The organism is Ruegeria sp. BHSB172, assembly GCF_059613165.1.
The window spans coordinates 1-25,333 of record NZ_JBXWRZ010000004.1 but is presented as its reverse complement, the minus strand read 5'-3'; the positions used below and the strand labels follow the sequence as shown (position 1 = coordinate 25,333).

The 25,333-nt window shown below is 64.6% G+C and carries 22 protein-coding genes; 9 read left to right on the top strand and 13 right to left on the bottom strand.

Annotated elements, in window-relative coordinates:
• The first annotated feature begins 78 nt into the window (after positions 1 to 78).
• The 4 genes from AC2FM3_RS03140 to AC2FM3_RS03125 are packed head-to-tail and all read left to right on the top strand — an operon-like array spanning position 79 to position 2,959.
• On the top strand, positions 79 to 939 hold the full coding sequence (locus tag AC2FM3_RS03140) for an alpha-D-ribose 1-methylphosphonate 5-phosphate C-P-lyase PhnJ (RefSeq protein WP_496678982.1): 861 nt from the start codon (positions 79 to 81) through the stop codon (positions 937 to 939).
• Positions 936 to 1,706: a phosphonate C-P lyase system protein PhnK gene (phnK, locus tag AC2FM3_RS03135; protein WP_496678981.1), complete on the top strand. Its 771-nt coding sequence runs from the start codon at positions 936 to 938 to the stop codon at positions 1,704 to 1,706. The genes AC2FM3_RS03140 and phnK overlap by 4 nt, the downstream gene beginning before the upstream one ends.
• A gap of 24 nt (positions 1,707 to 1,730) precedes the next feature.
• On the top strand, positions 1,731 to 2,414 hold the full coding sequence (gene phnL / locus AC2FM3_RS03130; RefSeq protein WP_496678979.1) for a phosphonate C-P lyase system protein PhnL: 684 nt from the start codon (positions 1,731 to 1,733) through the stop codon (positions 2,412 to 2,414).
• Complete coding sequence (locus AC2FM3_RS03125; protein WP_496678978.1) at positions 2,411 to 2,959, top strand: ribose 1,5-bisphosphate phosphokinase PhnN; 549 nt, start codon at positions 2,411 to 2,413, stop codon at positions 2,957 to 2,959. Before phnL ends, AC2FM3_RS03125 begins: the two co-directional genes overlap by 4 nt.
• On the opposite strand, the gene AC2FM3_RS03120 is transcribed toward AC2FM3_RS03125, so the two are convergent.
• Positions 2,941 to 3,624, bottom strand: coding sequence for a DUF1045 domain-containing protein (locus AC2FM3_RS03120; protein WP_496678977.1), 684 nt, complete (start codon positions 3,622 to 3,624; stop codon positions 2,941 to 2,943). The two genes, AC2FM3_RS03125 and AC2FM3_RS03120, sit on opposite strands and share 19 nt — an antisense overlap.
• 52 nt (positions 3,625 to 3,676) lie before the next feature.
• On the opposite strand from AC2FM3_RS03120, the gene AC2FM3_RS03115 reads away from it, so the two are divergent.
• Positions 3,677 to 4,819, top strand: a complete 1,143-nt coding sequence (locus AC2FM3_RS03115; RefSeq protein WP_496678976.1) for an alpha-D-ribose 1-methylphosphonate 5-triphosphate diphosphatase — start codon at positions 3,677 to 3,679, stop codon at positions 4,817 to 4,819.
• On the opposite strand, the gene AC2FM3_RS03110 is transcribed toward AC2FM3_RS03115, so the two are convergent.
• From AC2FM3_RS03110 to AC2FM3_RS03080, 7 genes are read right to left on the bottom strand one after another with little or no spacing between them, the layout of a single operon-like run.
• Positions 4,820 to 5,296, bottom strand: coding sequence for a class I SAM-dependent methyltransferase (locus tag AC2FM3_RS03110; RefSeq protein ID WP_496678974.1), 477 nt, complete (start codon positions 5,294 to 5,296; stop codon positions 4,820 to 4,822). It abuts the gene before it with no gap.
• Between the two features lie 19 nt (positions 5,297 to 5,315).
• A complete protein-coding gene (locus tag AC2FM3_RS03105; protein ID WP_496678973.1) occupies positions 5,316 to 6,068 on the bottom strand; it encodes a polysaccharide deacetylase family protein in 753 nt (250 codons plus the stop codon).
• Positions 6,065 to 7,207, bottom strand: a complete 1,143-nt coding sequence (locus AC2FM3_RS03100; RefSeq protein WP_496678971.1) for a glycosyltransferase family protein — start codon at positions 7,205 to 7,207, stop codon at positions 6,065 to 6,067. The genes AC2FM3_RS03105 and AC2FM3_RS03100 overlap by 4 nt, the downstream gene beginning before the upstream one ends.
• Entirely contained in the window at positions 7,204 to 7,788 is a 585-nt protein-coding gene (locus tag AC2FM3_RS03095) for a histidine phosphatase family protein (RefSeq protein ID WP_496678970.1), read from the bottom strand. The genes AC2FM3_RS03100 and AC2FM3_RS03095 overlap by 4 nt, the downstream gene beginning before the upstream one ends.
• Positions 7,785 to 8,861, bottom strand: a complete 1,077-nt coding sequence (locus AC2FM3_RS03090; protein WP_496678969.1) for a glycosyltransferase family 4 protein — start codon at positions 8,859 to 8,861, stop codon at positions 7,785 to 7,787. The genes AC2FM3_RS03095 and AC2FM3_RS03090 overlap by 4 nt, the downstream gene beginning before the upstream one ends.
• Positions 8,861 to 10,108 (bottom strand): glycosyltransferase, encoded by a 1,248-nt coding sequence (locus AC2FM3_RS03085; protein WP_496678968.1) that lies wholly within the window; start codon positions 10,106 to 10,108, stop codon positions 8,861 to 8,863. The genes AC2FM3_RS03090 and AC2FM3_RS03085 overlap by 1 nt, the downstream gene beginning before the upstream one ends.
• Positions 10,105 to 11,319, bottom strand: a complete 1,215-nt coding sequence (locus AC2FM3_RS03080) for a glycosyltransferase family protein (protein ID WP_496679224.1) — start codon at positions 11,317 to 11,319, stop codon at positions 10,105 to 10,107. The genes AC2FM3_RS03085 and AC2FM3_RS03080 overlap by 4 nt, the downstream gene beginning before the upstream one ends.
• Before the next feature lie 363 nt (positions 11,320 to 11,682).
• Here AC2FM3_RS03080 and AC2FM3_RS03075 point away from each other — a divergent pair, with 363 nt between their 5' ends.
• Positions 11,683 to 14,058 carry a mechanosensitive ion channel domain-containing protein gene (locus AC2FM3_RS03075; RefSeq protein WP_496678967.1) on the top strand — a complete coding sequence of 792 codons (2,376 nt, stop codon included), beginning with the start codon at positions 11,683 to 11,685 and terminating at the stop codon, positions 14,056 to 14,058.
• Positions 14,059 to 14,081: 23 nt separating this feature from the next.
• Here AC2FM3_RS03075 and AC2FM3_RS03070 read toward each other — a convergent pair whose 3' ends face one another.
• From AC2FM3_RS03070 to AC2FM3_RS03050, 5 genes are read right to left on the bottom strand one after another with little or no spacing between them, the layout of a single operon-like run.
• Positions 14,082 to 15,431 carry a CoA transferase gene (locus AC2FM3_RS03070; RefSeq protein WP_496678965.1) on the bottom strand — a complete coding sequence of 450 codons (1,350 nt, stop codon included), beginning with the start codon at positions 15,429 to 15,431 and terminating at the stop codon, positions 14,082 to 14,084.
• The gene (locus AC2FM3_RS03065; RefSeq protein WP_496678964.1) at positions 15,428 to 16,582 is read right to left on the bottom strand and encodes an ABC transporter permease; all 1,155 of its coding nucleotides are present in this window, start codon (positions 16,580 to 16,582) and stop codon (positions 15,428 to 15,430) included. The genes AC2FM3_RS03070 and AC2FM3_RS03065 overlap by 4 nt, the downstream gene beginning before the upstream one ends.
• On the bottom strand, positions 16,579 to 17,607 hold the full coding sequence (locus AC2FM3_RS03060; RefSeq protein WP_496678962.1) for an ABC transporter permease: 1,029 nt from the start codon (positions 17,605 to 17,607) through the stop codon (positions 16,579 to 16,581). Before AC2FM3_RS03060 ends, AC2FM3_RS03065 begins: the two co-directional genes overlap by 4 nt.
• Positions 17,608 to 17,620: 13 nt before the next feature.
• Entirely contained in the window at positions 17,621 to 19,534 is a 1,914-nt protein-coding gene (locus AC2FM3_RS03055; protein ID WP_496678961.1) for an ABC transporter substrate-binding protein, read from the bottom strand.
• Positions 19,527 to 21,299: an ABC transporter ATP-binding protein gene (locus AC2FM3_RS03050; RefSeq protein WP_496678959.1), complete on the bottom strand. Its 1,773-nt coding sequence runs from the start codon at positions 21,297 to 21,299 to the stop codon at positions 19,527 to 19,529. The genes AC2FM3_RS03055 and AC2FM3_RS03050 overlap by 8 nt, the downstream gene beginning before the upstream one ends.
• 234 nt (positions 21,300 to 21,533) lie before the next feature.
• Here AC2FM3_RS03050 and AC2FM3_RS03045 point away from each other — a divergent pair, with 234 nt between their 5' ends.
• The 3 genes from AC2FM3_RS03045 (at position 21,534) to AC2FM3_RS03035 (ending at position 25,234) form a co-directional block, all read left to right on the top strand.
• Positions 21,534 to 22,031, top strand: a complete 498-nt coding sequence (locus tag AC2FM3_RS03045; RefSeq protein ID WP_496678958.1) for a class I SAM-dependent methyltransferase — start codon at positions 21,534 to 21,536, stop codon at positions 22,029 to 22,031.
• A gap of 92 nt (positions 22,032 to 22,123) precedes the next feature.
• Positions 22,124 to 22,753, top strand: coding sequence for a glutathione S-transferase family protein (locus AC2FM3_RS03040; RefSeq protein WP_496678957.1), 630 nt, complete (start codon positions 22,124 to 22,126; stop codon positions 22,751 to 22,753).
• 78 nt (positions 22,754 to 22,831) lie between these two features.
• Positions 22,832 to 25,234, top strand: a complete 2,403-nt coding sequence (locus AC2FM3_RS03035; RefSeq protein WP_496678955.1) for a GcvT family protein — start codon at positions 22,832 to 22,834, stop codon at positions 25,232 to 25,234.
• Positions 25,235 to 25,333: the final 99 nt, after the last annotated feature.

The following is a 25,333-nucleotide window of genomic DNA, read 5'->3' as shown; positions in this document are numbered from 1 at the left end:
ACACCATGACGACCGCGAAGGCCGAGGCAACCAGATAACCGTCCACAACAACACCAAAAACCGAAAGTGATACATCAAATGAATGAGTATAACTTCGCATATTTGGACGAACAAACCAAGCGGATGATCCGTCGGGCCATTCTCAAGGCTTTGGCGGTGCCCGGCTATCAGGTGCCTTTTGCAAGCCGCGAGATGCCCATGCCCTATGGCTGGGGCACGGGCGGGGTTCAGGTCTCGGCCGCGACGCTGACCCCCGACGATGTGTTCAAGGTGATCGATCAGGGTGCCGATGACACGACCAATGCCGTGTCGATCCGAAAGTTCTTTGAAAGGACGGCGGGCGTGGTCACGACCGAACAGACCGGGAAGGCGACCATCATCCAGACCCGCCACCGTATCCCCGAGGCCCGGCTGCGCGCCGATCAGATCCTGGTCTATCAGGTCCCGATCCCCGAACCACTGCGGTTTCTGGAACCGCGCGAAACCGAGACACGCAAGATGCACAGCCTGCAGGAATACGGGTTGATGCATGTGAAACTCTACGAAGACATCAGCCAGCACGGCGCGATTTCCACGGCCTATGCCTATCCGATCCGGGTGGCTGAGCGCTATGTGATGGACCCGTCTCCGATCCCGAAATTCGACAATCCGAAACTGGAAATGGACGCGATCCAGCTGTTCGGGGCCGGGCGCGAGCAGCGGATCTATGCGGTGCCGCCGCATACGCGGGTGGTCAGCCTCGATTTCGAGGACTACCCGTTCGAGGCCACCAAGGCCGATCATGCCTGCGATCTGTGTGGGGCCGAAGACAGCTATCTGGACGAGGTGATCACGGACGATGCAGGCAACCGGATGTTCGTGTGCTCGGACACCGATTACTGCCGGTCCCGCCGCGACGCCGGACACCAAGGGCGTTTGACGCAGGAGGGCGCGGCATGACCCCGCTGTTGCAGGTCAAAGGCATCGAGAAACGCTATGGCGCGCGGATCGGGTGCCGGGATGTCAGTTTCGACCTCTACCCCGGCGAGGTGATGGGGATCGTCGGCGAAAGCGGGTCGGGCAAGTCGACCCTGCTGAACTGTCTGGCCGGGCATCTGAAACCGGATGCCGGGCAGGTAATCTTCGACACCCGCACCGATGGGCCGGTGGACACGGTCACGATGTCGGAACCGGCCCGCCGGATGCTGGGGCGCACCGACTGGGCCTTAGTGCATCAGCATGCCCGCGACGGGCTGCGCATGTCGGTCAGCGCCGGTGGCAATATCGGCGAGCGGCTGATGGCCGTGGGGAGCCGGAACTATGGCCAGATCCGCGGGCAGGCTTTGGATTGGCTGGGCCGGGTCGAGATTGCAGAAAGCCGAGTGGACGACCGACCCAGCGCGTTTTCGGGCGGCATGCAGCAACGGTTGCAGATCGCTCGCAACCTGGTGACCGGTCCGCGGCTGGTTTTCATGGATGAACCGACCGGCGGGCTGGATGTCTCGGTGCAGGCGCGGCTGCTGGACCTGCTGCGCGGTCTGGTGCGCGAGATGGGGCTGAGCGCCATCATCGTCACCCATGATCTCGCCGTGGTCCGGCTGCTGGCGGACCGGTTGATGGTGATGAAGGATGGCGAGGTGGTCGAGGCGGGGCTGACCGATCAGGTGCTGGACGACCCGCAGCATGCCTATACGCAACTGCTCGTGTCCAGCGTTCTGCAGGTCTGACACCGTGCGAAAGGGTGAACCGCGATGATCGAACTGACAGATGTGAGCAAGAGTTTCGTCCTCCACAACCAGGGCGGCGCCGTGATCCCGGTGATGGCTGGCGCGTCGCTGTGCGTGGGGGCCGGAGAATGCGTGGCCCTGACCGGGGCCAGCGGGGCCGGGAAGTCCACGCTGATGCGGGTGATCTACGGCAATTACCTGGCGGTCTCAGGTCAGGTGCGGGTGGGTGGCCTGGACGTCGCACGGGCCCAACCGCGCGAGATCCTGCAACTGCGCCGCGAAACTCTGGGCTATGTCAGTCAGTTTCTGCGCGTGGTGCCGCGGGTGCCGACGCTGGACGTCGTGGCCGAGCCGTTGCTGGCGCTGGGCGTGGATCGGCAGGCCGCACGCGGGAGGGCCAGCGCACTGCTGCGCCGGCTCAACATCCCGGAACGCCTTTGGGGCCTGAGCCCGACGACCTTTTCGGGCGGCGAGCAACAGCGCGTGAACATCGCCCGTGGTTTCGTGCATGACTATCCGGCGCTGTTGCTGGACGAGCCGACCGCCAGCCTGGATGCCGAGAACCGCGAAACCGTGTTGTCGCTGATCGGCGAGGCCGAGGCGCGTGGCGCCGCCATCGTCGGCATATTCCACGACGCCGAGGCGCGCGATCGGGTCTGTGACAGGGCGGTGGATGTTTCGGGCTTCGCGCCGGAGCGGATGATATGAGTCTGGCGCCGGTCATTGCCGTGGTGGGGCCGTCTGGCGTGGGCAAGGACAGCGTGATCCAGGCACTTCTGGACCGGGAACCGGGATATTGCCGCGTTCGGCGGGTGATCACCCGACCCATGGGCGAACAAGGCGAGGATTTCGAACGCGTGACCGAGGCGCAGTTCCATCTGCTGGCGTCCAATGGTGCCTTTGCGCTGCACTGGCCCGCGCATGGGTTGCTCTACGGAGTCCCGGCCTCGATCCTGGACCAGCGGCGCGCGGCCCGTGGCATTCTGGTCAACCTGTCCCGTTCGGTCCTGCTGCCGGCGCAGGAAGTGTTCGGAGATCTGGTTGTCGTCTCGTTGACTGCCTCCCCCGAGGTTCTGGCGCGACGGCTCAGAGATCGCGGGCGGGAAAGCACGTCCGCGCAGGCCAATCGGTTGGGGCGGGCCAGGACCCCGCTGCCGGACGGTTTGCGGCGGGTGATCACCGTGGACAATTCTGGCCCGCTCGCGCGGACCGTCGATCAGATCCTGCGGCAGCTTCAGGGCGAAAGGGCATAGCGATGGATCACGTGAAACCGCCCGTCCTCGGCCTCGCCGACCAGCGCCAGATCCGCAATGTGGAACGGGGCAGGCAACAAGGGGGCAAGGTGATACTCCAGAACCGCCTGGGTTCGGCCGAGGGTGTCTTTGTCCAGCTTGCCGGACAGGGTGATGTGAAATCGAAAGGCGTCCAGCACGTAAGGATAACCCCAGGCCGCCAGGTTGGCCTCTTGCGCGGGCGTCAGGCGGGCCGCGCGCCGGCGGGCCAGATCCGCATCGGTCAAGGGTGCCCGAAACCCGTCCAGCTCGCGGACGCAGGCCGCGGCCAGCGCGTTCAGCGCGTCGGTATCACCCAAGGGGCGCAGGGCCAGGAACCGGCCCAGCCGGGCGATTTCCAACCCGTCCAGTGTCAGCGCGCGCTGTACCGCCGCGAGGCGCGTACAGGCCGCCTCGAGTGCAGGCAGTGTCTGCCCGGCGCGCAGGCGAAAGGGCGGCTTCAACGTCGCGTGCAGGCCGTATTTGCGCGGAACCTCGGTGATGCTGGCAATATCGAGGCCATCGACCGCAGGATGCCCAACCTCGGTCCCGGTCTCGGCGTCCCAGCCCAGCCAGGCCGTTGCGAATGCGGCCCAATCCGCGCTGCGGGGGGGAACGAAATAGATCGCGTAGCGCCTGTATGTCACCTTGGCCTCCTGTTGCGTGGCCTCTTGTTAGAACAAACCGTGTGAAATTCCGATGACAGATGAACTGATCCTTGCCAATGCCGCACTGGTTCTGCCCGACGAGATCGTACGCGGCTGTGTCCGGGTCGCCGGCGGAACCATCGCCGCGGTCGATCCCGGCCCTCGGGTTCCCAGGGGTGCGATCGATTGCGAGGGAGATTTCGTCGGCCCCGGTCTGGTCGAACTGCACACCGACAATCTCGAGCGTCACATCCAGCCGCGGCCGGGTGTTGACTGGCCCCACGCCGCCGCGATCATCGCGCATGACGCCGAACTGGCCAGTACCGGAATCACCACGGTGTTCGATGCGATGCGGGTCGGGTCGATCCCGTCGGGTGCGCGGCGGTATCTGCCCTACGCGCGCGGGCTCTCGCGCGAACTGTGGGACTTACGGGCGCAGGACGCGCTGAAGATCAGCCATTTTCTACATCTGCGGGCCGAGCTCTGCTCGGAAACCCTGATCGAGGAGTTGGCCGACTTCGGCCCCGAGGACCGGGTCGGCATCGTTTCGCTGATGGATCACACGCCGGGGCAGCGCCAGTTCCGCGACCTGTCCAAGTTAGAGGCCTATCTGAAGGGCAAATACGCGATGAACGACGACATGTTTCTGCAACATGTTGCCCAATTGAAGGCCTTGCGGGACCGCAACGGAGACCGGCACGAACACGAAGTCGTGCGGGCCGCGCGTCGGTTTGGGGCGGTTCTGGCCAGCCATGACGACACCACGCCCGAGCAGGTGCGGGTGTCGGCGGGTCACGGCATTCGCCTAGCCGAGTTTCCCACCACCGTCGAGGCCGCCCGGGCCTGCCATGACCTCGGCATACAAGTGATGATGGGGGCGCCCAACGTGATCCGAGGCGGATCGCATTCCGGCAACGTGGCGGCGCGCGACCTGGCCCGACACGGATACCTGGACATCCTGTCGTCCGACTATGTGCCTTCGGCCTTGCTGTTGTCTGCCGTACAACTGGGCCGAATGTGGGGGGACATGGCGCGCGGATTGAAGACCGTGACCTTGGCCCCGGCGCGGGCCGCCGGACTGATGGATCGGGGCGCGATTGAAGCCGGAATGCGCGGCGATCTGATCCGGTTCCGGATGCGGGACGCGGTGCCGGCCCTACGCGCGGTGTGGTCACGCGGGCGCCGCGTGGCTTGATCAGGCGCGATAGAAAAGATAGCGGTCGGGCGCGATGCTGTCGGGGCCGCGTATCTGTTCGAACCCCACCAGCGGCTGACCCGAGATCAGGAAGCCGCCGGGTACCATGACCCGGGCGATCAACGGGCTGAGCCGGGCGGCTTCGGCCACGTCTTCGTGCTTGATGCCGCGTCCGAAATCGTAATGCGCCAGCGCCACGCACGAGCCGCGATCGGCCAGTCTGGCCAGCATCGGCTCGGCCTCGCCCTGCAGGAAATCCTCGGCGGGGGGCGTGCTGTCGGGGTGGCATTGCAGCACCCGGTCCATCACCCAGATGCGCCTTTGGGGCAGGATTTCGCGCAGATGATCATAGGTGCGGCCATTGCCCAGACCCATGTCCAGCACGTCGCCGTCCAGGCCCGCGATCTGCGCCGCAGCCCAGTTCAGTCCGTCGCGCTGGGCGGTCAGACGGCGCAGCATGGAATCCAGTCGGCTCATCGGGGTCTCCCTTGGTCGTTCAGTGCGCGGGTACTGTCCAGATGCGGACCGGACCCTGCAGCAGGTGCGTCAGCAGTGCTTCGGTGAAATCCCAGATCTGTTGATCATGGACCAGATGGTGGGTCAACACGCCAAAAGGCTCCTGGAGGTCCGCGCGGCCCAGCCGGCGGTCGCGCAGCAACGCCGTGGTTTGGGCGATCAGCCCATCGGGGTCGGCTAGCCCGCGCGTGCCACGCCAATCAATCGGGTCCAGATGGGTATTCACCTGCTCAAGCCCCGGCGCCGCCAGCCTTTGAGTGCGCGGGGTTGCCGTCGACAGGAACCGATAGCCCAGTTCGGGCAGCGTCGCTGCGACTTCGGGCGCGATCCGGTTCCAGGGCGGCACGAACATCGGGCGCAGCCGGTCCCGGAAATGGTCGCGCAATTGCGCAAGGCCGCGGCGGGCATCGTCCTTGATGGCCTCAAGTGGCCGATGCAGGCGGAATTCGGCCTTCTTCTCACCGGCAGGTGCGTGGTTGTGGTGGGCCCAGCCATGAACCACCGGAATCAACTCGGGCGTCCGGGCGATCAGGGTGGCAAGATCCGGCTGGGCCGCCTGCGGAATGACGGCCAGATGAACCGCCAGGCCCAGCCGCCGCGACAGGTCCGTCAGGCGTTCGAGTTGCGGCGTCGCCGCCACGGCATCATCATCGCGCCACCACAGCGGCAATGTATGCCCGGCCTGGGACCAGATACGCAGTTCGTCCGCCAACGGGGTCCAGTCCCAGGTCATCCGCGCGCCTCCCGCAGCTGCAGGGCGATTTCGACCGTCCGATGCGCACCGTCAAAGCCTTGCGTGGCCGGAATGCGGGGGCCCTGTTCCATGACTGCTGCGACCGAACGGGCCAAAGCGTCTCCGGTCAGCTCTGCCGAGGACAAAACGCGCATCGCCGGCAAATGGGCGAGGCTACGGGCTCGCAGGGTCTGCTCCACCTCCTTGCCGTCATCAAACGGGATCAGGACGCCCGGTGTGCCCGCTTGCAACAGGTCCATTGCGGTGTTGTACCCGCACATGCTGACGGACGCCCCCGCCAGAGGCAGCATGTTGCGAAAATCCGGCCGGACCGGCTCGATCGTAATCGGCCAGCCTTGGGCCAGTGTGCGCAGTTCATCCATGCGGGTTTGAGCGTCGCCGCCGCCGACCAGCAGCCGCCAGCGGCTGTCTGGCATCTTTCGGGCGGCCTCGATGGCCGCGCGAAAGATCGGCTGCCCCACCGAACCGCCACCAGCGCTCACCAGAACCTCGCCTGTCCCGATGCCGTCGCAATGGGGCAGCGGCGCCGGCGGTGCGACGAAACCGGTGTAGTGCAGGCGGCTTTCCAACCGCTCAGACACCGGCCAGCTGACGCTAAGGGGTGTGACTTGTGGGTCGGAATGCACCAGCACGCCGTCGAAGAATTCGGCCACGATCTCGTCGGCCCGTTCGGCCTTCGCGGGCTTGGAAGGGGGTGCCAGGATGTCGCGGATCGAACTCAGCACAACCGGTCGCGCCGGTAGGTCCTTTGCCGCCGACAGCAGGGCAAGAAACTCGGCGCTCAGGCTGCGGCGGCCGAAGGGGAACAACTCGGTAATCAGAATATCGGGCTGACCGGTTTGCACCGCGTGCGCCAGCATTGCGGTCCGTTTCGCCAGATAGTCGGGGTCGGCGGGCTGGCCGCTTTCGGTCAGCAACCGCGTGAAATCGGTGCCGTCCGAGCGCAGCGGCGGCAGTTGAACGAGGCTCAGGCCGGTACGATCCAGTTGCGGCGCGGGCATCCCGCCCGAGACGACCGTGACCGCGTGCTCGGCCTGGGCAAAAGCCCGCCCCAGCGTCAGGGCCCGGCTGAGATGTCCGGTTCCCAACAGATGGGTGACGGCGATCATGACCTTCATGACATGTCCTCGCGCGGGGTCAGGCGGACCGGTTCGGGTTCGGGCTGCATCCGGTCCAGATCGACAACATATAGGCGGTTGCGTTTGATACGGAATGGCACAGGGCCGGCAAACCCCCACCCCCAGGCCCGGGCCAGAATGACGCGCATGATCCCGATATGGCAAACGGCGACCGCATCGGTTTGCAGACTGGCCAGCCAGGGCTCGAGCCGGGCCCAGAGCTCAGCCGGGCTTTCGCCGCCGGGGGGGCGGAAATTCCAGCCCCAATCCTCAATATGGCGGTAGCCGCTGTCGGGGTCGGCGATCAGGTCCAGACCGCGCTTTCCTTCCCAGTCGCCCCAGTCCATCTCGGTCAGGGCCGGATCGGTGCGCGGCGCGCGCCCGGTGACCAATTGTGCCGTTTCGGTCGCGCGGCTCAGCGGGCTGGACCACAACTCCGCCTCGTTCCAAGGGGGCGGCAGGCGCAGGCCGGACAACTGGGCGCGGGCTTCGTCGTCCAGAGGAATGTCGCTGCGGCCCTGAATGCGTCCGGCGCGGTTCCAGGTGGTATGACCGTGTCGCAGCAGGGCCAGACGTGTCATGTGCGGTCCTCCCGCAGGGGTGCGACGCCAGCCCAGAACTGGTCCGAGGCCGCAGGCATCAGGTGGCGTTCGGCGATATGAACGCGAGCCTTCCCGCCTTCGGTTCGTCGCAGGTCGGTATCGGCCAGAAAGTTGTCGATACGGGCGGCCAGCGCCTGCGGCCCTTCCTCCGGCTTGGGATAGCACGAGGGCGCCAGCACGTCCCGCACACCGGGGCGATCCTGCGCCACCACCGGCACTCCGGCGGCCTGCGCCTCGAGATAGGTCATGCCATAAGCCTCGTTCACGCCCGGCCAGACCAAGAGCGCGGCGCGCGTATAGGCATCCTGCATCGCGGGGGCGTCCAATTGCCCAAGAAAGCGCACCCGCGCGCCGAAAGGGGCCATCAGGGCCTGAACCTGCGCCCGGGCCGGGCCGTCGCCGGCGATGTCCAGCGACCAGTCCCCTTGCAGCAGGGCCAGCGTCTCGGCCAGGATCGTATACGACGCCAGTTTGTCGCCGGGCCGCATCATGCCCACGGCCAGCATCGGTCCGTCGCAGCGCGACCGGGGCGGCAGATCCGTATGCGGCAGGAACGGCGGCAGCTCGATCAGCGCCTGATCGCCATACCGTTCCCGCTTCAGCGTGATAAGGTCATTCGCCGTGTGATAGAAGATCACCCGGGCCGCATCGCACGCGTCATGGGCAGCGCGGGCGAACCCGGCCCATGGCCCGGTCAGGCGCGACAGGGCGCGGGTGCTTTCAAGTTGCACGTAAGGAAGGCCGCGGGCCTTGGCCACAACCGGCCCCAGCAGATCGGGCGCCTTGTAATAGTTGTGGTAGGTTACCCAAAGCCCGGTATCGCCGGGAAGGTCGGCGATCAGCCGTTCGGCCTCGGACCGGGCGGCCCGACGCAACACGGCCTGGACCGATGCGTCCCCCGTCTTGTCATAGATGCGCAGGCGCGAGACCAGATCGACCGGGGTTCCATTGGCCCCGATTGCGGCCATCAGGTTACGAGCCATCTGCCGGTCGCCCGACGGTATCGGACTGTCCGGCGCTTTCATCGGCGCGTAGAAGGCCACCCGCGTCATCACCCCTGATCCGCGCACAACGCCCGCAGCCGGGCCGACAACCGTGCGATGCCGGGTTCCATGCGGAATTCGGAAATCAACCGGTCATGGGCCGCGTCGGCCATAGCCGCGGCTTTCGCGGGTTCTGCCGCCAGGGCCGAGATCGCACCCGCCAGTGCGTCAGGCGTGTCGGCGGACAGAACCCCGTGCACCCCATTTTCGATGAATTCGGGGATGGCCGAAACCGGCGTGGACAGGATCGGCAGCTTCTGAGAAGCGGCCTCCATCAACACATTGGGCAAACCATCCCGGTCGCCATCCGCCGCGATGCGGCTGGGCAGAACGAACAGGTCGGCTGCGCGCATGGCCGCGATCACCTCGGGCTGGTCGCAGGCACCCCGCCAGGTGATGCGGCCCGACAGACCCAGGGTTGTGGCCAGGTCTCGCAGGCCGTCCGACAAGGCACCGCCGCCGATATGGGTCCAGTGCCAGTCGAGCTGCGCGGGCAAAAGCGCCAGCGCCTTCAACAGACGGTCAAAGCCTTTCTTTTCGACCAGCCGGCCCACCGAGAGCATGCGGAACGGCGCGCCGACCTTTCGCAATGGGCGGTCTGGCGCGTGCGGGAATCTGGACAGGTCCAGCCCGTGATAGATCAGCTCGACCCGGGCCGGATCGTCGGCCAGCTCGCGCAGGTGGCGGGCGCCGACCGCAGTGCAGGTGGCGCCGAAGGCCGCGCCATGGGTGCCGGCCTGCAGCTTTTCGCGCTTTTCCCAGTCGGGCGAGGTCCAGATGTCCTTGGCATGGGCCGAAAAGCTCCACGGCAGACCCCGCATAATCGCGGCATAGCGCGCGACCGAGGACGGCGTATGCATGAAATGCGCATACAGTGCGCGGGTTTCGGCGGGCAGTTCGGCGGCCAGAACGCAGGCCTGACCGAACCGGCGGATGCGGTTGTGCGTGGGGTCGCGGCGCAGATCCTGCCGCCACTGCCGATAGGCGCGGTCGTATCCCGGCAAGGCTTGCGCGGCCCGGCGCCCCGCCCAGACCCGTTCGGGTTCTTCGAACAGGTATTCCGGCAGGTAATGGACCGTGCCGGCGAACCGGTCGTGCAGCGGGTGGCGCTTGGTGTCTGTCGGGTGGCGCAGCGACCAGATGTCGAAGTCGTGGCCCGCCTCTTGCAGGGCAACCAGTTCCTGGGCGATGAACGTCTCGGACAGGCGTGGCCAGCCCTTGACCAACACCGCCAGCCTAGGCGCGGTTCTGCTCATCCGGTGGCGCGCTCCCGTTCCTGCGACAGCAGGGCATCGACGCGGCCGGTAACATAGTCGAGCCCGTCCAGCAGGCCGGCGCGGATCGCCTGCGACGGCAGTGGCTGGTTCGGCAGGTTGCGGATGGCAGCAATCATCGCCTGTGGCGTCAACCCATCGCGGGTTTCGTCCAGCATGCGGACGAGGCCCAGGTCTTCGGCGCGCGAGGCGCGGATCCATTGTTCCAGTCGCGGCGTGGTGCGCGGCACGATCACGGCACGTTTGTCAAACGACAACACCTCACAGAAGGTGTTGTAGCCGCCCATGCACACAACTCCCGCCGCACCCGCGAACAGGGTCTCGATCTGCGACTCGAACCCCACCGCGGTCACCCGCCCGTTCAGGGCCGCGACACGGGCTTCGAACTCGTCGCGCAATTCGCCCGACAGGAAGGGGCCATAGACCAGAACGGCGCGCGGCGACAGGTCCGGGTCCTGCTCGTAGGCCGACAGCACAAGGTTGACCATGGCCTTGCCATCCCCGCCGCCGCCGGGCGTGATCAGGATGTACGGCTGTTCCGGCGGAGTGCCGACCGGGCCCAGGTCGCGGCGCAGATAGCCGGTCCAGTGAATGCGGGCCTGGGTCGCGGGGCTGAGCGGCAGGCCCCGGGTCGGGTCATAGACCGAACGCAGACCATAGACCCAGATTTCGTGGTAGAATTTTTCGGTGGAGGTAACCGCATCCTTGCGGGCCCATTCGGCGGCCAGAACTTCGGGTTCATCGAGCACGTCGCGCAGGCCCAGAACCAGCTTGGCATGGCCGGTTTCGTGCAACTGCTCGAGCGTCGGCAGCAGTTCGCCACGGAACCCAGTGGGCTCTTTGTCGACGATCAGAACATCGGGGGCGAACTGGCGCACGGCGGTCTGGATCAGGCCTGACCGCAATTCGGTCACTTCGTCGATCCCCATGCCGATGGTCTGCGCCGCATAGGAGCCATCCGCGCGTTTGGTCACGCCGGGCAGGCGCACATGGTCGACGCGTCGTGGAAAGGTGAACCGACCGGCGACCGGGGATCCGGTCAGGATCAGCGCCGAGGCCTGCGCGTTGGCCTGCGTGATCGCGGACGCCAGCGCGCGTGATCGTCTGAGGTGGCCCAGACCGAACGTGTCGTGGCTGTAGAACAGAATGCGCGGCGCGCGGCCGGTGATTTGGTCTTTTGTGCCTAGGCCCATGCCTTCGCCCGTTTCATTGGTCTCGGTGCATTTTCCGCGCGTTCGCACCTGATAGCGTATCTTTTCCGGGTCCGCTTGCCAAAGGCGCTGTTTCAGCGCCGCAAATGCGTCAGGCATTGCGATTCGGCAACAGCCCTAGGGCATTTGCCGACGTGGACCCGAAACGGGTTTGCTGGCGCGGGATGGCCGGTCTCGGATGTGTTACTCGGAAATCAGGCATTTGAAAATATGCCGGCCGTCAGGAATGTTGGAAAAAAACACGCCACTACACGTTGTCGGGAAATCCCGGCCGGACGGTTTGAACAGGGCCGCGCGCGCCTGTAGGCTGGCGGACAGCCGATATGAAATTGGGTGCCAAGCCTTATGAATCTGACAATTCTTGTCCGCGTGATGTGCCTGTGTTGGGCGATGATGGTCGCAGGTGCGGTGCAGGCGCCGGCCCAGACCTCGCTGATTCCGGGGTATCCGACGGGGTCGGACGACCAGGTCGCGACGAGCAGCGACTCGGATATTGCCGCCGCCATACGCGCGGCAACCGAGGCAGGGGCCAGCGTCATCGTGATTGACAGTGCCGGAAAGGTGGTGCCCTCGGGTGCCGGGTCCACCGCTCGGGCTGAGGATGCGCCGCATGATCCGATGTCGGAAAGCTCGCAGTTGATGAAGGCGCAGGAGCGCGTTGCCAAATTCAGCGAGGCCGTCCGTTCGCGGTTCGAGGCGTTGCCCTATTCGATCTTCGAGGTGCGATACATTCTGGAACAGACCAGCCCCGATGGTCGGATCATGACCTATCTCGAGGTTCTGGGCTGGAACATCCTGTTCCTGCTGCTGGGTCGGTGGCTGTCGATCGAGCTGTACGGCAAGCGTTTTGCCCGACGGTGGGTCGTCGCCCGGATCAAGGAAAACCCGCAAGGGTATCGAGAAAAGATGCCATTCCTCGTGTTCCGGTTCCTGATGGGAATCGGGGCCACCGTCTTTGCCATGCTGATGGCGCTGTTGGTGGGCTATCTGTTCTTCGGCCAGTCTGAGGACGTCTCGATCCAGTTCACGGTGACCGCCATCTTCACGGCCTTTTTCCTGTCGCGTACGGTTTCGGACCTGTGGCGCATGGTGCTGTCACCCTATCTCAGTCAATATCGCCTGCCGCCGTTTTCGGACCGGGACGCCAAGCGGCTTTACATCTGGGCCTCAGCGCTGGCGACTTACGACATCACCGCGGTTCTGTTTTCGACCTGGGTGGCGGATTTTGGCCTCAACTACAACGTTTATGCCATGGTATATGGCAGCCTGACCCTGATCGGGCTGGTCGGAAACATCCTGATGATCCTGTTCAACGCGCGGGCGATCTCGAACGCAATCCGGGGCGGGCGCAGGCCGGATCAGGTGTCGTGGCTGCTGCGCTTCGTATCCTTCGGATGGGCGCCGGTGCTGATCGTCTACCTGGTGTTCAGTTGGTTCAAGTTGGCGGTGGATCTGGTTCTCGAAACCGAGGATTCGATTCCGATCGTGGCCAGCAGCTATCTGATCTTCATGTCCGTGGTCATCGCCTACGGAGCCATGAACTATGTTCTGGAACGGTATTTCGACCGCAATCGCCAGATCGAGGCGATAAACGCCGAGGCAGACACGGATTACGAGGCGCGCGAGACTTCGGAAACGCCCGAGGCCGAGCAGCGGCGCCACACGATGGTCACCTACGAGGATCTGGCCCGGCGGGTGGCCGGCATTCTGGCCTTCGTGGTCGGCATCTATGCGCTGGTGGTCATCTGGAATCCCGAAGCCAGTTGGAGCGAGGATCTGCCCGTCGGGCGCGCGCTGGACGTGATGGTGATCCTGTTCATCGGGTATATCCTGTTCCATTTCTTCCGGATCTGGATCGATATGAAAATCGCCGAAGAAGTCGAGGATGGTGGCGGTCAGGCCGAATTGGGCGACGAGGGCGGCGAAGCCAGCCAGAGCCGGTTGGCAACACTGCTTCCGCTGTTCCGCGGCGCCATTCTGGCCATCGTGGTGGTCTCGATCGGGTTGATCGCCCTGATGGAGGTTGGCATCAATGTCAGCCCGCTGTTTGCCGGCGCCGGTGTCGTCGGCCTGGCGGTGGGCTTTGGGGCGCAGACGCTGGTGCGGGATATCTTTTCGGGCGCGTTCTTTCTGTTGGACGATGCGTTCCGCAAGGGCGAATATGTCGATATCGGCGACGTGAAGGGGACGGTCGAAAAGATCTCGGTCCGGTCGATGCAGCTGCGCCACCATCTGGGGGCGCTGAACACCATACCCTTCGGCGAGATCAAGGTGCTGACCAACTATTCCCGCGACTGGGTCATCATGAAGCTTCCTCTGCGGGTGACCTATGACACCGATGTCGAAAAGGTGCGCAAGCTGATCAAGAAGCTGGGGCAGGAATTGCTGAGCGATCCGGTGATCGGCGACAATTTCATCCAGCCTCTCAAATCGCAGGGCGTGATCGAGATGCAGGATTCCGCGATGATCATCCGGGTCAAGTTCATGACCAAGCCGGGCGATCAATGGCTGGTGCGCAAGCGGGTCTATCAGGAGATCAGGGAACTGTTTGCGCGCGAAGGCATCCAGTTCGCCCACCGTGAAGTGACTGTGCGACTGGCCGACGGCAAGGAGGCCGGCGACCTGACGCCGCAGCAGCGCGAGGCGGTGACCGGTGCGGTTCAGGCCGCGATCGACGAAGACTATCTGGACGATATCGGGCCGGGCGGCGATGACCGCTGACCGAGCGGCGGTGGCGCGTGGGGTCAGGACGGCTCCCACACGGGGGAGGAGGTGCCCAGCCGGGACGCGTGCAGGGGCCAGTGCATGCCGGCCGGCCCGACGTTCAGTGCGGGCTTCAGACGATGACCCGGCCCCCACCCCGATTGCTCGGTGTCGTGGGCATAGTCCGCAGGGGTCGGCTTGGTGATGTCTTCGGTGGTCTCGGTCTTGGCGAGGCTGGCCAGAAGCTCGGCCGTGCGGGCCAGCGACAGCCGGGCATCCATGACGGAACGGCCCAAGGTGGCCTCGGTCAGGGCCGAGAGGACGGCGGCGGCCATCAGGTAGCCGGTCGCGTGGTCCAAAGCCTGAACCGGCAGCGGGGTCGGCTTTTCGGCCTTGGCCCACAGACGGCCGGCATCGGCGATGCCTGCGCTCATCTGTACCAAGCTGTCGAATCCGCGCCGAGCCGCCCAAGGCCCCTGCCAGCCATAGGCGTCCAGCGTGACCTCGATGCGGTTGGGTGCAATCTCGTCGCGTTTGGCCTTGTCGAGGCCCAGTGCGTCCAGCGCCCCTGGGCGATAGCCGTGCACGAACACATCGGCTTGGGCCAACAGCTCCTGCAGTCGGTCCATTCCTGCCGGCGATTTCAAATCCAGATAGGCACAGCGCTTGCCCAGTGAAATGTCGGGGATCACCCCGGGCTCGTCCCAGTCCGGAGGGTCGATTCGCAACACCTGCGCCCCGAAACCCGCCAGTGTCCGGGTCGAGACTGGCCCGGCCAGAACGCGGGTCAGGTCCAGCACCCGCAGCCCCGACAAGGGGCGGGCGGCGGTTGCCCGGGGCCGGTCGCGCAGCGTGATCCGGCGCGGACCGTGCCAGCCGATCAAGGGGTCGCGGGCGACGGCGCGGCCTTGCGGGTGGTCGAGCCACTCGGTGCGGCTGCGCATGGCTGCCGCAACGCCGCCTTCGGCCACGATCCGGGTCTCCAGATCCGAGATCGACCAGTTGCGGATGGCCTGCGTCACCGCAGTGCGGTCGGCCAGGGTGTCCAGCACCCTGAGCGCGGCCGCCCGATGGTGGGGCAGGTTGGTGTGCAACCGGATCCAGCCGTCGGCAGCCTGATAGTCGCCGGCGATCGGATCCCAGAGGTTCGGCATTTCCCACCCGTCGGGCTTTAAGGAATACCCGAACCAGAGGGACGCCAGACGACGATCGACCGACACGGCCGGCGTCGCTGCGGCAAGGTTGGCCGCCTGCATGAACCGGGCAAGTTCGAACCCGACGGCGGCGAAACTGGCGGTGGCCAGGTCCGAGACGGCAAAGGCGCTTGGCAGCGCACCGGACCCGCTGACCCGATAGGCCCCGGCCGGCGGAAGCGCCGCCAGCAGGCTCATTGCTGATAGGGGTCCAGACTGTCGCGCAGCCCGTCACCCAGGAAATTGAAAGCCAACACCACCACGATGATCGGCAGCATCGGGATGGCGGTCCAAGGGTAGATCTCGATCGAGGCGAGGTTCTGCGCGTCGTTCAGCATCACGCCCCAGCTGACCGCCGGTGCCCGCAGGCCGAGGCCCAGGAAGCTGAGCGCCGTTTCCCCCAGGATCATGGCCGGTATCGACAGCGTGGCCGAGGCAATCAGATGCGACATGAAGTTGGGCAGCAGATGCTTGCGGATCACCCGGCCGGAACTGGCGCCCATCATCTCGGCAGCGCGGACATATTCCTCTTCGCGCAGCGACAGGAATTTGGCGCGCACGGAACGGGCCAGGCCGGGCCAGTCGAGGATGCCGAGGATGATCGAGATGATGAAGAACACAGCCACCGGTGACCAGTTCGACGGCACTGCCGCCGACAGCGCCAGCCACAGGGGCAGTTCGGGCAGCGACCGCAGGATCTCGATCACGCGGTTGATGACCCAGTCGATCCGCCCGCCGAAATAGCCGGCCAGCGATCCGAACAGGATACCCAGGAAGAACGAGACCGAAATGCCGATCAGGCCCACCGTCAGCGACAGCTGCGCGCCGTAGAGGATGCGGCTGAACACGTCGCGGCCCAGCCGGTCGGACCCCCACAGGAACAGGGTCGTGCCCTCGGGCGGGCAGAACAGGTGCGTGTTGGAAGGGATCAACCCAGCCAGTTTGTATTCCGAACCCTCGCAGAAGAACCGGATCTTGCGCGGGTCGTCCGTGTCGGTCACGAATTTCCACTGGAAGGTCTCAAGATCGGCCTCGGCCACGGTCGGATAGACGAAGGGCCCGATGAACTCTCCGTCGTGAAACCAGTTCACCGATTGAGGCGGGGCGTACAGGTGCTCTCCGTTGCGGTCATTCGGCCCGTAGGGCGCAATGAAGCCGGCAAAGGGCAGCATCAGGTAGCACAACAGCAGGAAGATGCCCGAGATTAGGCCCAGCCTGTGTGTCTTGAACTTGCGCCAGACCAGCACCCAGTTGGGAGCGTCTAGGTCCTTGCGCTCCAGCTCCTGCAGGGCGGCCTGCGGGTCGAACGGGGCGTCATCGACATAGCGGCCATCGGGAAGTCTACTCATGCCTCACGCCCCTCGTAGCGGATGCGCGGGTCAAGCATGACCAGCAGGATGTCGGAAATCATGGTGCCGATCAGGGTCAGCAGGGCCACGAACATCAGGATGAAGGCCGACAGGAACTGATCCTGTGTTTTAAGCGCCGTCAGCAGAGTGGGGCCGATGGTCTGCAAACCCAGCACCACCGACACCAGAACCGAGCCCGACACCATCGAGGGCAGCAGGTTGCCGATATCGGCCACGAAGGGGTTGAATGCCACGCGCAGCGGGTATTTCGTCAGCATCCGCGACGGCGCCATCCCCTTGGCGATGGCGGTTTCGACATAGGGCTTGCCCAGTTCGTCCAGCATGTTGGCACGCAGGCGCTGCATCATCGCCGAGGCGCCCGAGGTGCCGATCACGAAGGTGGGTACGATCAGGTGCACCAGGATCGACTTCATCTTGTCCCAGCTCATCGGCTGGCCTTCGTAGATCGGGTCCATCAACCCGCCGATGGGCAGGTTGAAATAGCGGTGGCCGTAGTAGAACAGGATCAGCGCCAGCAGAAAGTTGGGTGTGGCCAGCCCCAGATAGCCCACGAAAGCGGTCGTGTAATCGACCCAGGTCCGGGATTTGGCCGCCGCCATCACGCCCAACGGCAGGGCCACGGCATAGACGAACAGGATGGCCGCCAGGTTGACCACGACCGTCAGCCACAGCGTATCGCCCACGATCTCGGCCACGGGGCGGTCGAATTCGAAAGACCAGCCATAGTTGCCTTGCAGCAGCCCCTCGAACCCGTGGGGGCCGGGGATAAACCCCATCCAAATCAGGTATTGTTGCCACATCGGCCGGTCCAGCGCATATTCCTTGCGCAGGAACTCGGCCTTGGCCACGCCCGCCGACTGCCCCGAGGCCTGCAATTCCGCGATCTGGTTGCTGAGATAGTCGCCGGGCGGCAGGTTGATGATCACGAAGATCATCACCGACACCACCAGAAGCGTCAGCAGCATCGTGAAAAAGCGATACACCGCATAGCGGAGCATGATCATCGGTCAGCCCTCGTCAGTCCGCCAAGAAGAATTCGTCGGGCCGGTGCACTCCGAAATGTGCGCCGGGTTCCCATGCCCACATGGCTTGTTCCGGCACGTTGCGCAGGCGGTTGGATAACACGATCGGTTGCGGCGCTCCGTTCAGGATGCCGATGGCATAGACCTGTTCGGCGTGGATTTTGAGCATGGCTTCCCAAGCCGCGCGGCGCTGGTCGTCGTCGGTGGCGACCTGCCAGTCATGGGCCAGTTCCAGAAGGCGCTGCGCCTCGGGCAGATCGGGCGGCTCGCCGGAACCGCCGCCGGTTTGATAGTGCTGACCCCATTTCGGCCAGGACAGAAACACCTGGTCGGTGGGCGCCACATACAGCGGCGAAGTATAGACCTGCGGGATCCCGTTGTCCCATCCGTACCAGACCGAGGCCATCGTGTTTCCGGCAAACACCCGGTTGCGCAGAATGTCCCGGTCCAGCGGGCGCATCACCAGCTTGACGCCAATCTCGCGCCAAGTGTCGGTGACGATCTGCAGCGCGTTCTCGACTTCTTGCCTTTCGCCGGCGGTTTCGATCACCAACTCCATCGAGCGGCCGTCGGGCAGCAGACGGATGCCGTTCCTGTCCCGCTTGTCCAAGCCGGCTTCGTCCAGCAGGGCATTGGCCTGGTCGACATCGAACTGCGCCCAGGCCTGCGCGTTCTCCTCACTGTAGAAGGGCGAGGCCGGCAGGACCGACATGGCCGCCGGATGCGCCAGTTTGAAATACAGGGCCTGATTGATGGTCTGCCGGTCGATCGCCAGCGACAGCGCCCGGCGGACGCGTACATCGCGCAGCACATCGCGCCAGACCGCGTCTTCATAGTTCAGATTGGGATAGATCGCGATTTGCGAGGCGACACCGGTCTTCCACAGCAAGGTCTTGTAGTTGCCCTGCGCCTCGCCCTTTTTCAGGATCGAGGCATCGCGGAAGTCAAGCCCGCGGCCCTGCAGATCGGTCTCGCCGGCATTGGCCTTGGCGGCGACCAGGCCGGGCGCGACGATCTCCATCTCGACCACGTCGATATAGGGCAGTTGCACGCCCTTGGCGTCGATGCGGTGATAGTAGGGATTGCGTACGAAATTGTGCCGGATCTTCTTGCCCGAGCTGGCATTCAACCAAGGCTGAAGAGTCGGCAGTTCGTGGTTGTCGTACTTGTAGAGGTTGTCCAGCTTGTTGTGCAGCGCGGCCCAGCTTTTGACGCGGGCATCGTCAACCTGGAATGCAAGCTCTTCCTTGTCGGCGTATTTCTCGTGATAGCGTTTTAGGAATTCGGCCGGCCGATAGATGAAGGGCGGGCGCGCCTGCGCCAGCGACTGAAGGAAGTTCGGGTTGGGATCTTCCCATTCATAGATCACGGTCGTTTCATCGGGAAACGAGACCTCGGGAAACTTGCCCTCGATCCGCAGGAAATCGGGTGGGCCCGAGGGGCTGAGCAATTCGTTGTTGGCGACGTCCTCCCACCAGTACCGGAAATCTTCCGACGTGAAGGGCTCGCCGTTGGACCATTTGTGGCCTTTGCGCAGATGCAGCGTGAACTTGCGGTTATCCTCGTTCTCGTAGCTGGCCAACAGGTCGGGAACCAGGTTGTAATCGGCATCATAGCCCACCAGCCGCGCATAGCCATAGACGACCATCTGGCGGATGTCCTTGGACCGGGTGACCATGGTCCGCAGGGTGCCCCCCTGTTTGCCAAAGGCGCGGCCCTTGGCCTCCAGATCCACGATCAGCGGCTCTTGCGGGATACGGTCCTGTATCGGTGGCAGGTTCCCGGCATCGACCTCGGTTTTCCAGAATGTGCTTTCCTGCAGATCGGGCGGGGTGTCCGCCTGTGCGGCAAGCCCGAAGGCAGAGGCCAGAACGGTGGCCAGCGTCAGTAATCGAGGGGTCTTAAACATGGCAACGTACCTTATGGCCGGGCTCCATCTCTACCAGTGAAGGTATCACGGTGTCCGAGAAACGAAAGGCGTCATCCCAACTGTCCGGTGATCCGGCGCCTAGGGCGACGAGCTTCAGGTCGATAGGGCGGTTGATGTCGGGCTCGGGCTGGGCCGCGATCAGCGCCTTTGTGTAGGGGTGGCGGGGATTGTAGAACAGCGTCTCGGGCGGGGCCTGTTCGACCACCAGCCCCTGCCGCATCACGGCGACCTCGTCCGCGATTCGGGCCACCACTGCTAGGTCGTGCGAGATGAAGAAATAGGACAGGTTCAGGCTGTCCTGCAGTTCCTCAAGTAGTGTCAGGATCTGTTCCTGCACCGAAACATCCAGCGCCGAGGTCGGTTCGTCGCAGATGATCAGCGTGGGGTCCAACATCATCGCGCGGGCAATCGACAGTCGCTGGCGCTGGCCACCGGAAAAGGCATGCGGATAGCGTTTCAACATGTCGGCGTTCAGCCCGACGCGCTTGAGCATCTCGGCCGCCTTTTCGCGTTGCTCCGCCGAGGTGCCGATCCCGTGAATCTCGAGCGGTTCGGTCATCGCGTCTTGAATGCGCATCCGCGGGCTGAGCGAGCTGTAAGGGTCCTGAAACACCATCTGCGCCTTGCGCTGGAACACGGTACGTTCGGCGCGCGTCATCTGGTGCACCAGGATCGGATCGTCCTGCGGCGTGGCGCGAAACAGAACCTCGCCGCCGGGATCGGGCAGTTCTGCGCCCAACGCGATGCGCGCGGCCGTGGTCTTGCCCGACCCGCTTTCGCCGACCACGGCCAGCGTTTTGCCCCTTGCCAGCTTCAGGTCGATGCCACGACAGGCGTGGATCAGCTTGTCGGCCTTCCACCCGCGGCCCGACCGCATTGTGTAGGTCTTGGAAACGCCCTTCATCTCGAGGATCAGATCCTCGTCCGGCATGGGGATACCTACGGCGTCCTCGTCGGGGATTTCCGGCGCGGCCTCGAACAATTGCTGCGTATAGGGATGCGCCGGTTCGCTCAGAATCAGCGCGGCGGGACCCGCCTCCATCACGCGGCCCTTGTGCATCACGACCACCTGTTCGGCCATGTTGGCCACCACGCCCAGGTCATGCGTCACAAGGATCAGCGCCATCCCGGTTTCCTGCTGCAGGTCCTTGATCAGCCCCAAAACCTGCGCCTGCGTCGTCACGTCCAGCGCGGTGGTGGGCTCGTCGGCGATCAGCAGGTCGGGCTTGGCCACCATGGCCATGGCAATCATCGCCCGCTGTCGCATCCCGCCCGACATTTCAAAAGGATACGAGTCATAGGCCCGCACGGGATCGGGAAAGCCGACACGTTCGAACTGTTTCAGCACTTCCTTGCGGGCCTCGGATTCCGAGGCCCCGCGATGCAGCCACAAGACTTCGCTGACCTGGTTGCCGATCTTGTGCAGCGGCGACAGCGACCGCATCGGCTCTTGAAAGATCATCGAGATCCGGTTCCCCCGGATGTCGCGCATCCTGCGCTCGCCGAGCGTGGCAAGATCAAGCTGATCCTGCCCGGTGCCGAAGGTGATCGTGCCCTTCCGTATCTGCGCCGCGCGGGGCAGGATACGCAGCACCGCCCGGCATGATATGGTCTTGCCCGACCCGGACTCTCCGACCAAAGCCAGCGTTTGTCCGGCCTCGACATCGAAGCTCACATCTTTGACGACGGAGTCTCCGTCCCCGAAACCAATGCTCAGGTCTCGGACAGACAGCAAGGCCGTCATGCGGAGGTTCCGCCCGTTTGGCCGCCGGTGGGCATGGCTTTGATCAACTCCCTGTTTTTTGGACGCAGTTTCGCGCGCCCGGGGGCAACTAGTCAAACACCTTCTTGGGGGAAAACGTCGCGGACTCGCGTCCCTTGGTGCATTGTCCCTACACAAAGCCTTGAGTTTTTGTCATCCAAGGCCCGACCGGTCCGCGCCAACGGGCCTGCAAAGGTATCACGGAGAGATCAGATCGTGCCACATCAACAAAGCCGCTTGGACCTGTTCATCGACCGCATGGTTTCGCAGCGGGCCTGCCTGGATGCCGCCATCGCCCAGACGTCCGGCATGGCCGGTCCGGTGTTCGAACTGGGGCTGGGCAACGGGCGGACCTATCATCACATGATCCAGCGCATCCAGGATCGTCCGGTCTATGTGTTCGAGCGCGCGGTGGCCTCGCACCCGGATTCAACCCCGTCCGAAGATCGTCTGATCTTGGGCGACGTGCGCGATACGCTGCCCGCCGCGCTGGATCGGTTCGGCGCAACCGCCAGCCTGATTCACGCCGATCTGGGCGGCCACAACAGGGAAAAGAACGATGCCTTCGCCCGCTTCGTGTCGCCGCTGATAGAACCACTACTGGCCGAAGGCGGTTTGATGGTCTCGAGCGACCGGATGTATTTCGAAACGCTGACGGAACAGCCCCTCCCCGAAGGCGCGGTTCCGGGTCGCTGCTTCATCTACCGGCGCTGAGCGGCGTTCCGCAGGGTCACTTTGCGCAGGGACTCGATCCCGGCACGGCGGGCGGTCTAACCTTCGCGTGACGTTCACGCAAAGGACCGCCCATGCTGTTTTACGATTGCTCTACCGCTCCGAACCCGCGCCGCGCCCGCATGTTCATCGCCGAAAAAGGGCTGCAGATCGAAACCCGCGACATCTCGATCGCCAAGGGCGAGCAACTGAGCGAGGCGTTTCGCAAGGTGAACCCCCGCGCCACCATTCCGGTGCTGGTTACCGACGAGGGCGCCGTTCTGACCGAGAACCTCGGTATCGCCGCCTATCTCGAGGCGCGCTTCCCCGAGCCCCCTTTGATGGGGCGGACGCCGGACGAGAAAGGGCTGGTGCTGATGTGGAACGCGATCGTCGAACAACAGGGCGGGGCGCCCATCGCCGACGCGCTGCGCAACACGCATCCGGCCTTCAAGGACCGCGCCGTTCCCGGCCCGCAGAACCACGCGCAGATCCCTGAACTGGCCGAACGCGGCATCGCGCGCGTCGGGGCGTTCTTCGACCTGCTCGAAGAACGCTTGCAAGACAGCCCCTTCATCGCGGGCGAGGCGTTCTCGCTGGCCGATATCTCGACCTTCGTTTTCGTGGATTTCGCCCGTGTCATCAAGATGCGCATCCCCGAGGGCAACACGGCAACCCGAGCCTGGTTCGACAGCGTGCAGGCGCGGCCCAGCGCCAGTGCCTGACAGCACTGTACAGAAATGTCTAGACAGAAGTGAACAGTGCCCCTAGCGTCCTTTTGGAATCGTCCAGGGGAGGTCGGGATGAAATCGCAGTATCGCGTTGTGGTGATCGGGGGTGGCGTCGTCGGCGCCTCGGTTCTGTATCATCTAGCCAAGTTCGGTTGGTCGGATGTGGTCATGCTGGAACGACGGCGTCTGGCGTCGGGGTCGTCATGGCATGCGGCGGGGGGTATCCACGCGCTGAACGCCGATCCGAACATGGCGGCGCTGCAGGCCTACACGATCGACCTTCTGAGCGAGATCGAGAAGGAATCGGGTCAGAATATCGGTCTGCACATGACCGGTGGTCTGACGTTGGCCGGAACCCCCGAACGGTGGGAGTGGTTGCAGGCGAATTACCGCATCTTCCAGTCCATCGGCATAGACGATTGCGAATTGCTGAGCCCGGAAGAGGCGCAGAAACGCTGCCCGATCATGTCCACCGACGGCATTCTGGGCGCGATGTGGGCCGACCGCGAAGGCTATATTGATACCACGGGCACCGTGCAGGCTTATGCTACCGCAGCCAAAAAGCGCGGGGCGGAATACTATGAGGAAACCAAGGTTGAGGAACTGATCCAGACCGCCGATGGCTGGCAGGTGGTGACCGACCGGGGCACGATCACCTGCGAACATGTGGTCAACGCTGCCGGCCTGTGGGCCAAGCAGGTGGGGCGCATGGCCGGGGTCGAGCTGCCGGTATCTCCGCTGAAACACCACTATCTGATCACCGACACGGTGCCCGAGGTCGCGGCGGCCGATTTCGAGATGCCGATGACCGTGGATCTGGAGGGCTTCACCTACATGCGGCAGGACCAGAAGGGCGTTCTGGTTGGCATCTACGAGGTCGATCACGAGCACTGGGCCATGGACGGCGCGCCATGGAACTATGGCGAGGAGCTGTTCCAGGAGCAGCTGGACCGCATCGAGAACGAACTGACGCTGGGCTTCCAGCGCTACCCGGCGATCCAGAACGTGGGCATCAAGACATGGGTGAACGGTGCTTTCACCTTCTCGCCTGACGGCAACCCTCTGGTCGGTCCGGTGCCGGGCAAGCGCGGCTATTGGACTGCCTGCGCGGTGATGGCCGGGTTCCTGCAGGGCGGCGGCGTCGGCAAGACGCTGGCCGAATGGATGATCCATGGCGAGCCCGAGGCCGACGCCTGGCCGATGGATGTGGCGCGCTATGGCGACTTTGCCCAGAACAAGCGCTACATCCGCGAAACCACCGGCCAATTCTATTCCCGACGCTTCGTGATGACCTATCCGAACGAGCAGCTGCCCGCCGGACGCCCGTTGAAGATGTCGCCAGCCCATGACGCAATGACCGAGGCGGGTTGCAAATGGGGGGTCAGCTGGGATCTCGAGGTGCCGCTTTATTTCGCGCCCAAGGGGTTCGAGGAAACGCCGACGCTCAAACGCTCGAATGCCTTCGACATCGTGGCCGAGGAATGCCGCACCATCCGCGAAGGCGTAGGCCTGATGGACATCACCGGGTTTTCACGGTTCGAGGTTTCGGGGCCGAATGCGGAAATCTGGCTTAACAAGGTGATGGCCTCGAACCTGCCGGGACCGGGCCGCGCGAAACTGGCGCCGATGCTGGGCGAGAACGGGCGGCTCAAGGGCGACCTGACGGTTCTGAACTGGGGCGACGGCACTTGGTGGATCATGGGCAGCTATTACCTGCGGGCCTGGCACATGCGCTGGTTCGACGATCACATGATCGACGGGGTCACCGTGCGCGACCTGGGCGAGGAGGTCTGCGGCTTTGCCGTGGTTGGCCCGAAATCGCAGGCGGTGGTCGAGAAACTGGCCGAGCAGGATATCTCAACCCTGAAATTCATGGGCTGCGGTGACTACGACATCGGCCTCGTGCGCGCCCGCGTGGCCCGCATGTCGGTCACCGGCGAAAAGGGCTATGAGATCAACTGCCGCTATGGCGACCACATCGCCCTGCGCCGCGCGCTGCTTGAGGCCGGAGCCAGCGAAGGCATCCGCGAATGCGGCTTCAACGCGATGCTGTCCACGCGGCTTGAGAAAAGCTTTGGCATCTGGTCGGCCGAGTTCACCCAGGCCTACACCCCCGGCATGACCGGCATGGACCGCTGGATCGACTGGGACAAGGATTTCGTCGGTAAGGACGCAGCTCTGGCCGAGCGTGAGGGCAACGGCCCGGCGCAGGTTCAGGTGACGCTCGAGGTGGACGCGCTGGATGCGGATGCCAGCGGGTACGAGCCGGTCTGGGCGGGCGACCAACGCGTGGGTTTCGTGACCTCGGGCGGGTATGGCCACTATATCGGCAAGTCGCTGGCGATGGCGCTGGTGGACCGCGACAAGGCACAGCCGGGAACCGAACTGTCGGTGCACGTGGTCGGGGTGGAGCGGCCCGCGCGAGTGATCGCGCCGTCGCCCTATGATCCCGAGGGCAAGGCGATGCGGGGCTGATCGTGGCGGCGCGGGGCAGGGAGCGGCGACGGCGGGGCCGGGGCGCTGAGGCCGTACCCGCGACCCATCGGGATGTTAACTATCGCCAGTTGCGCAACC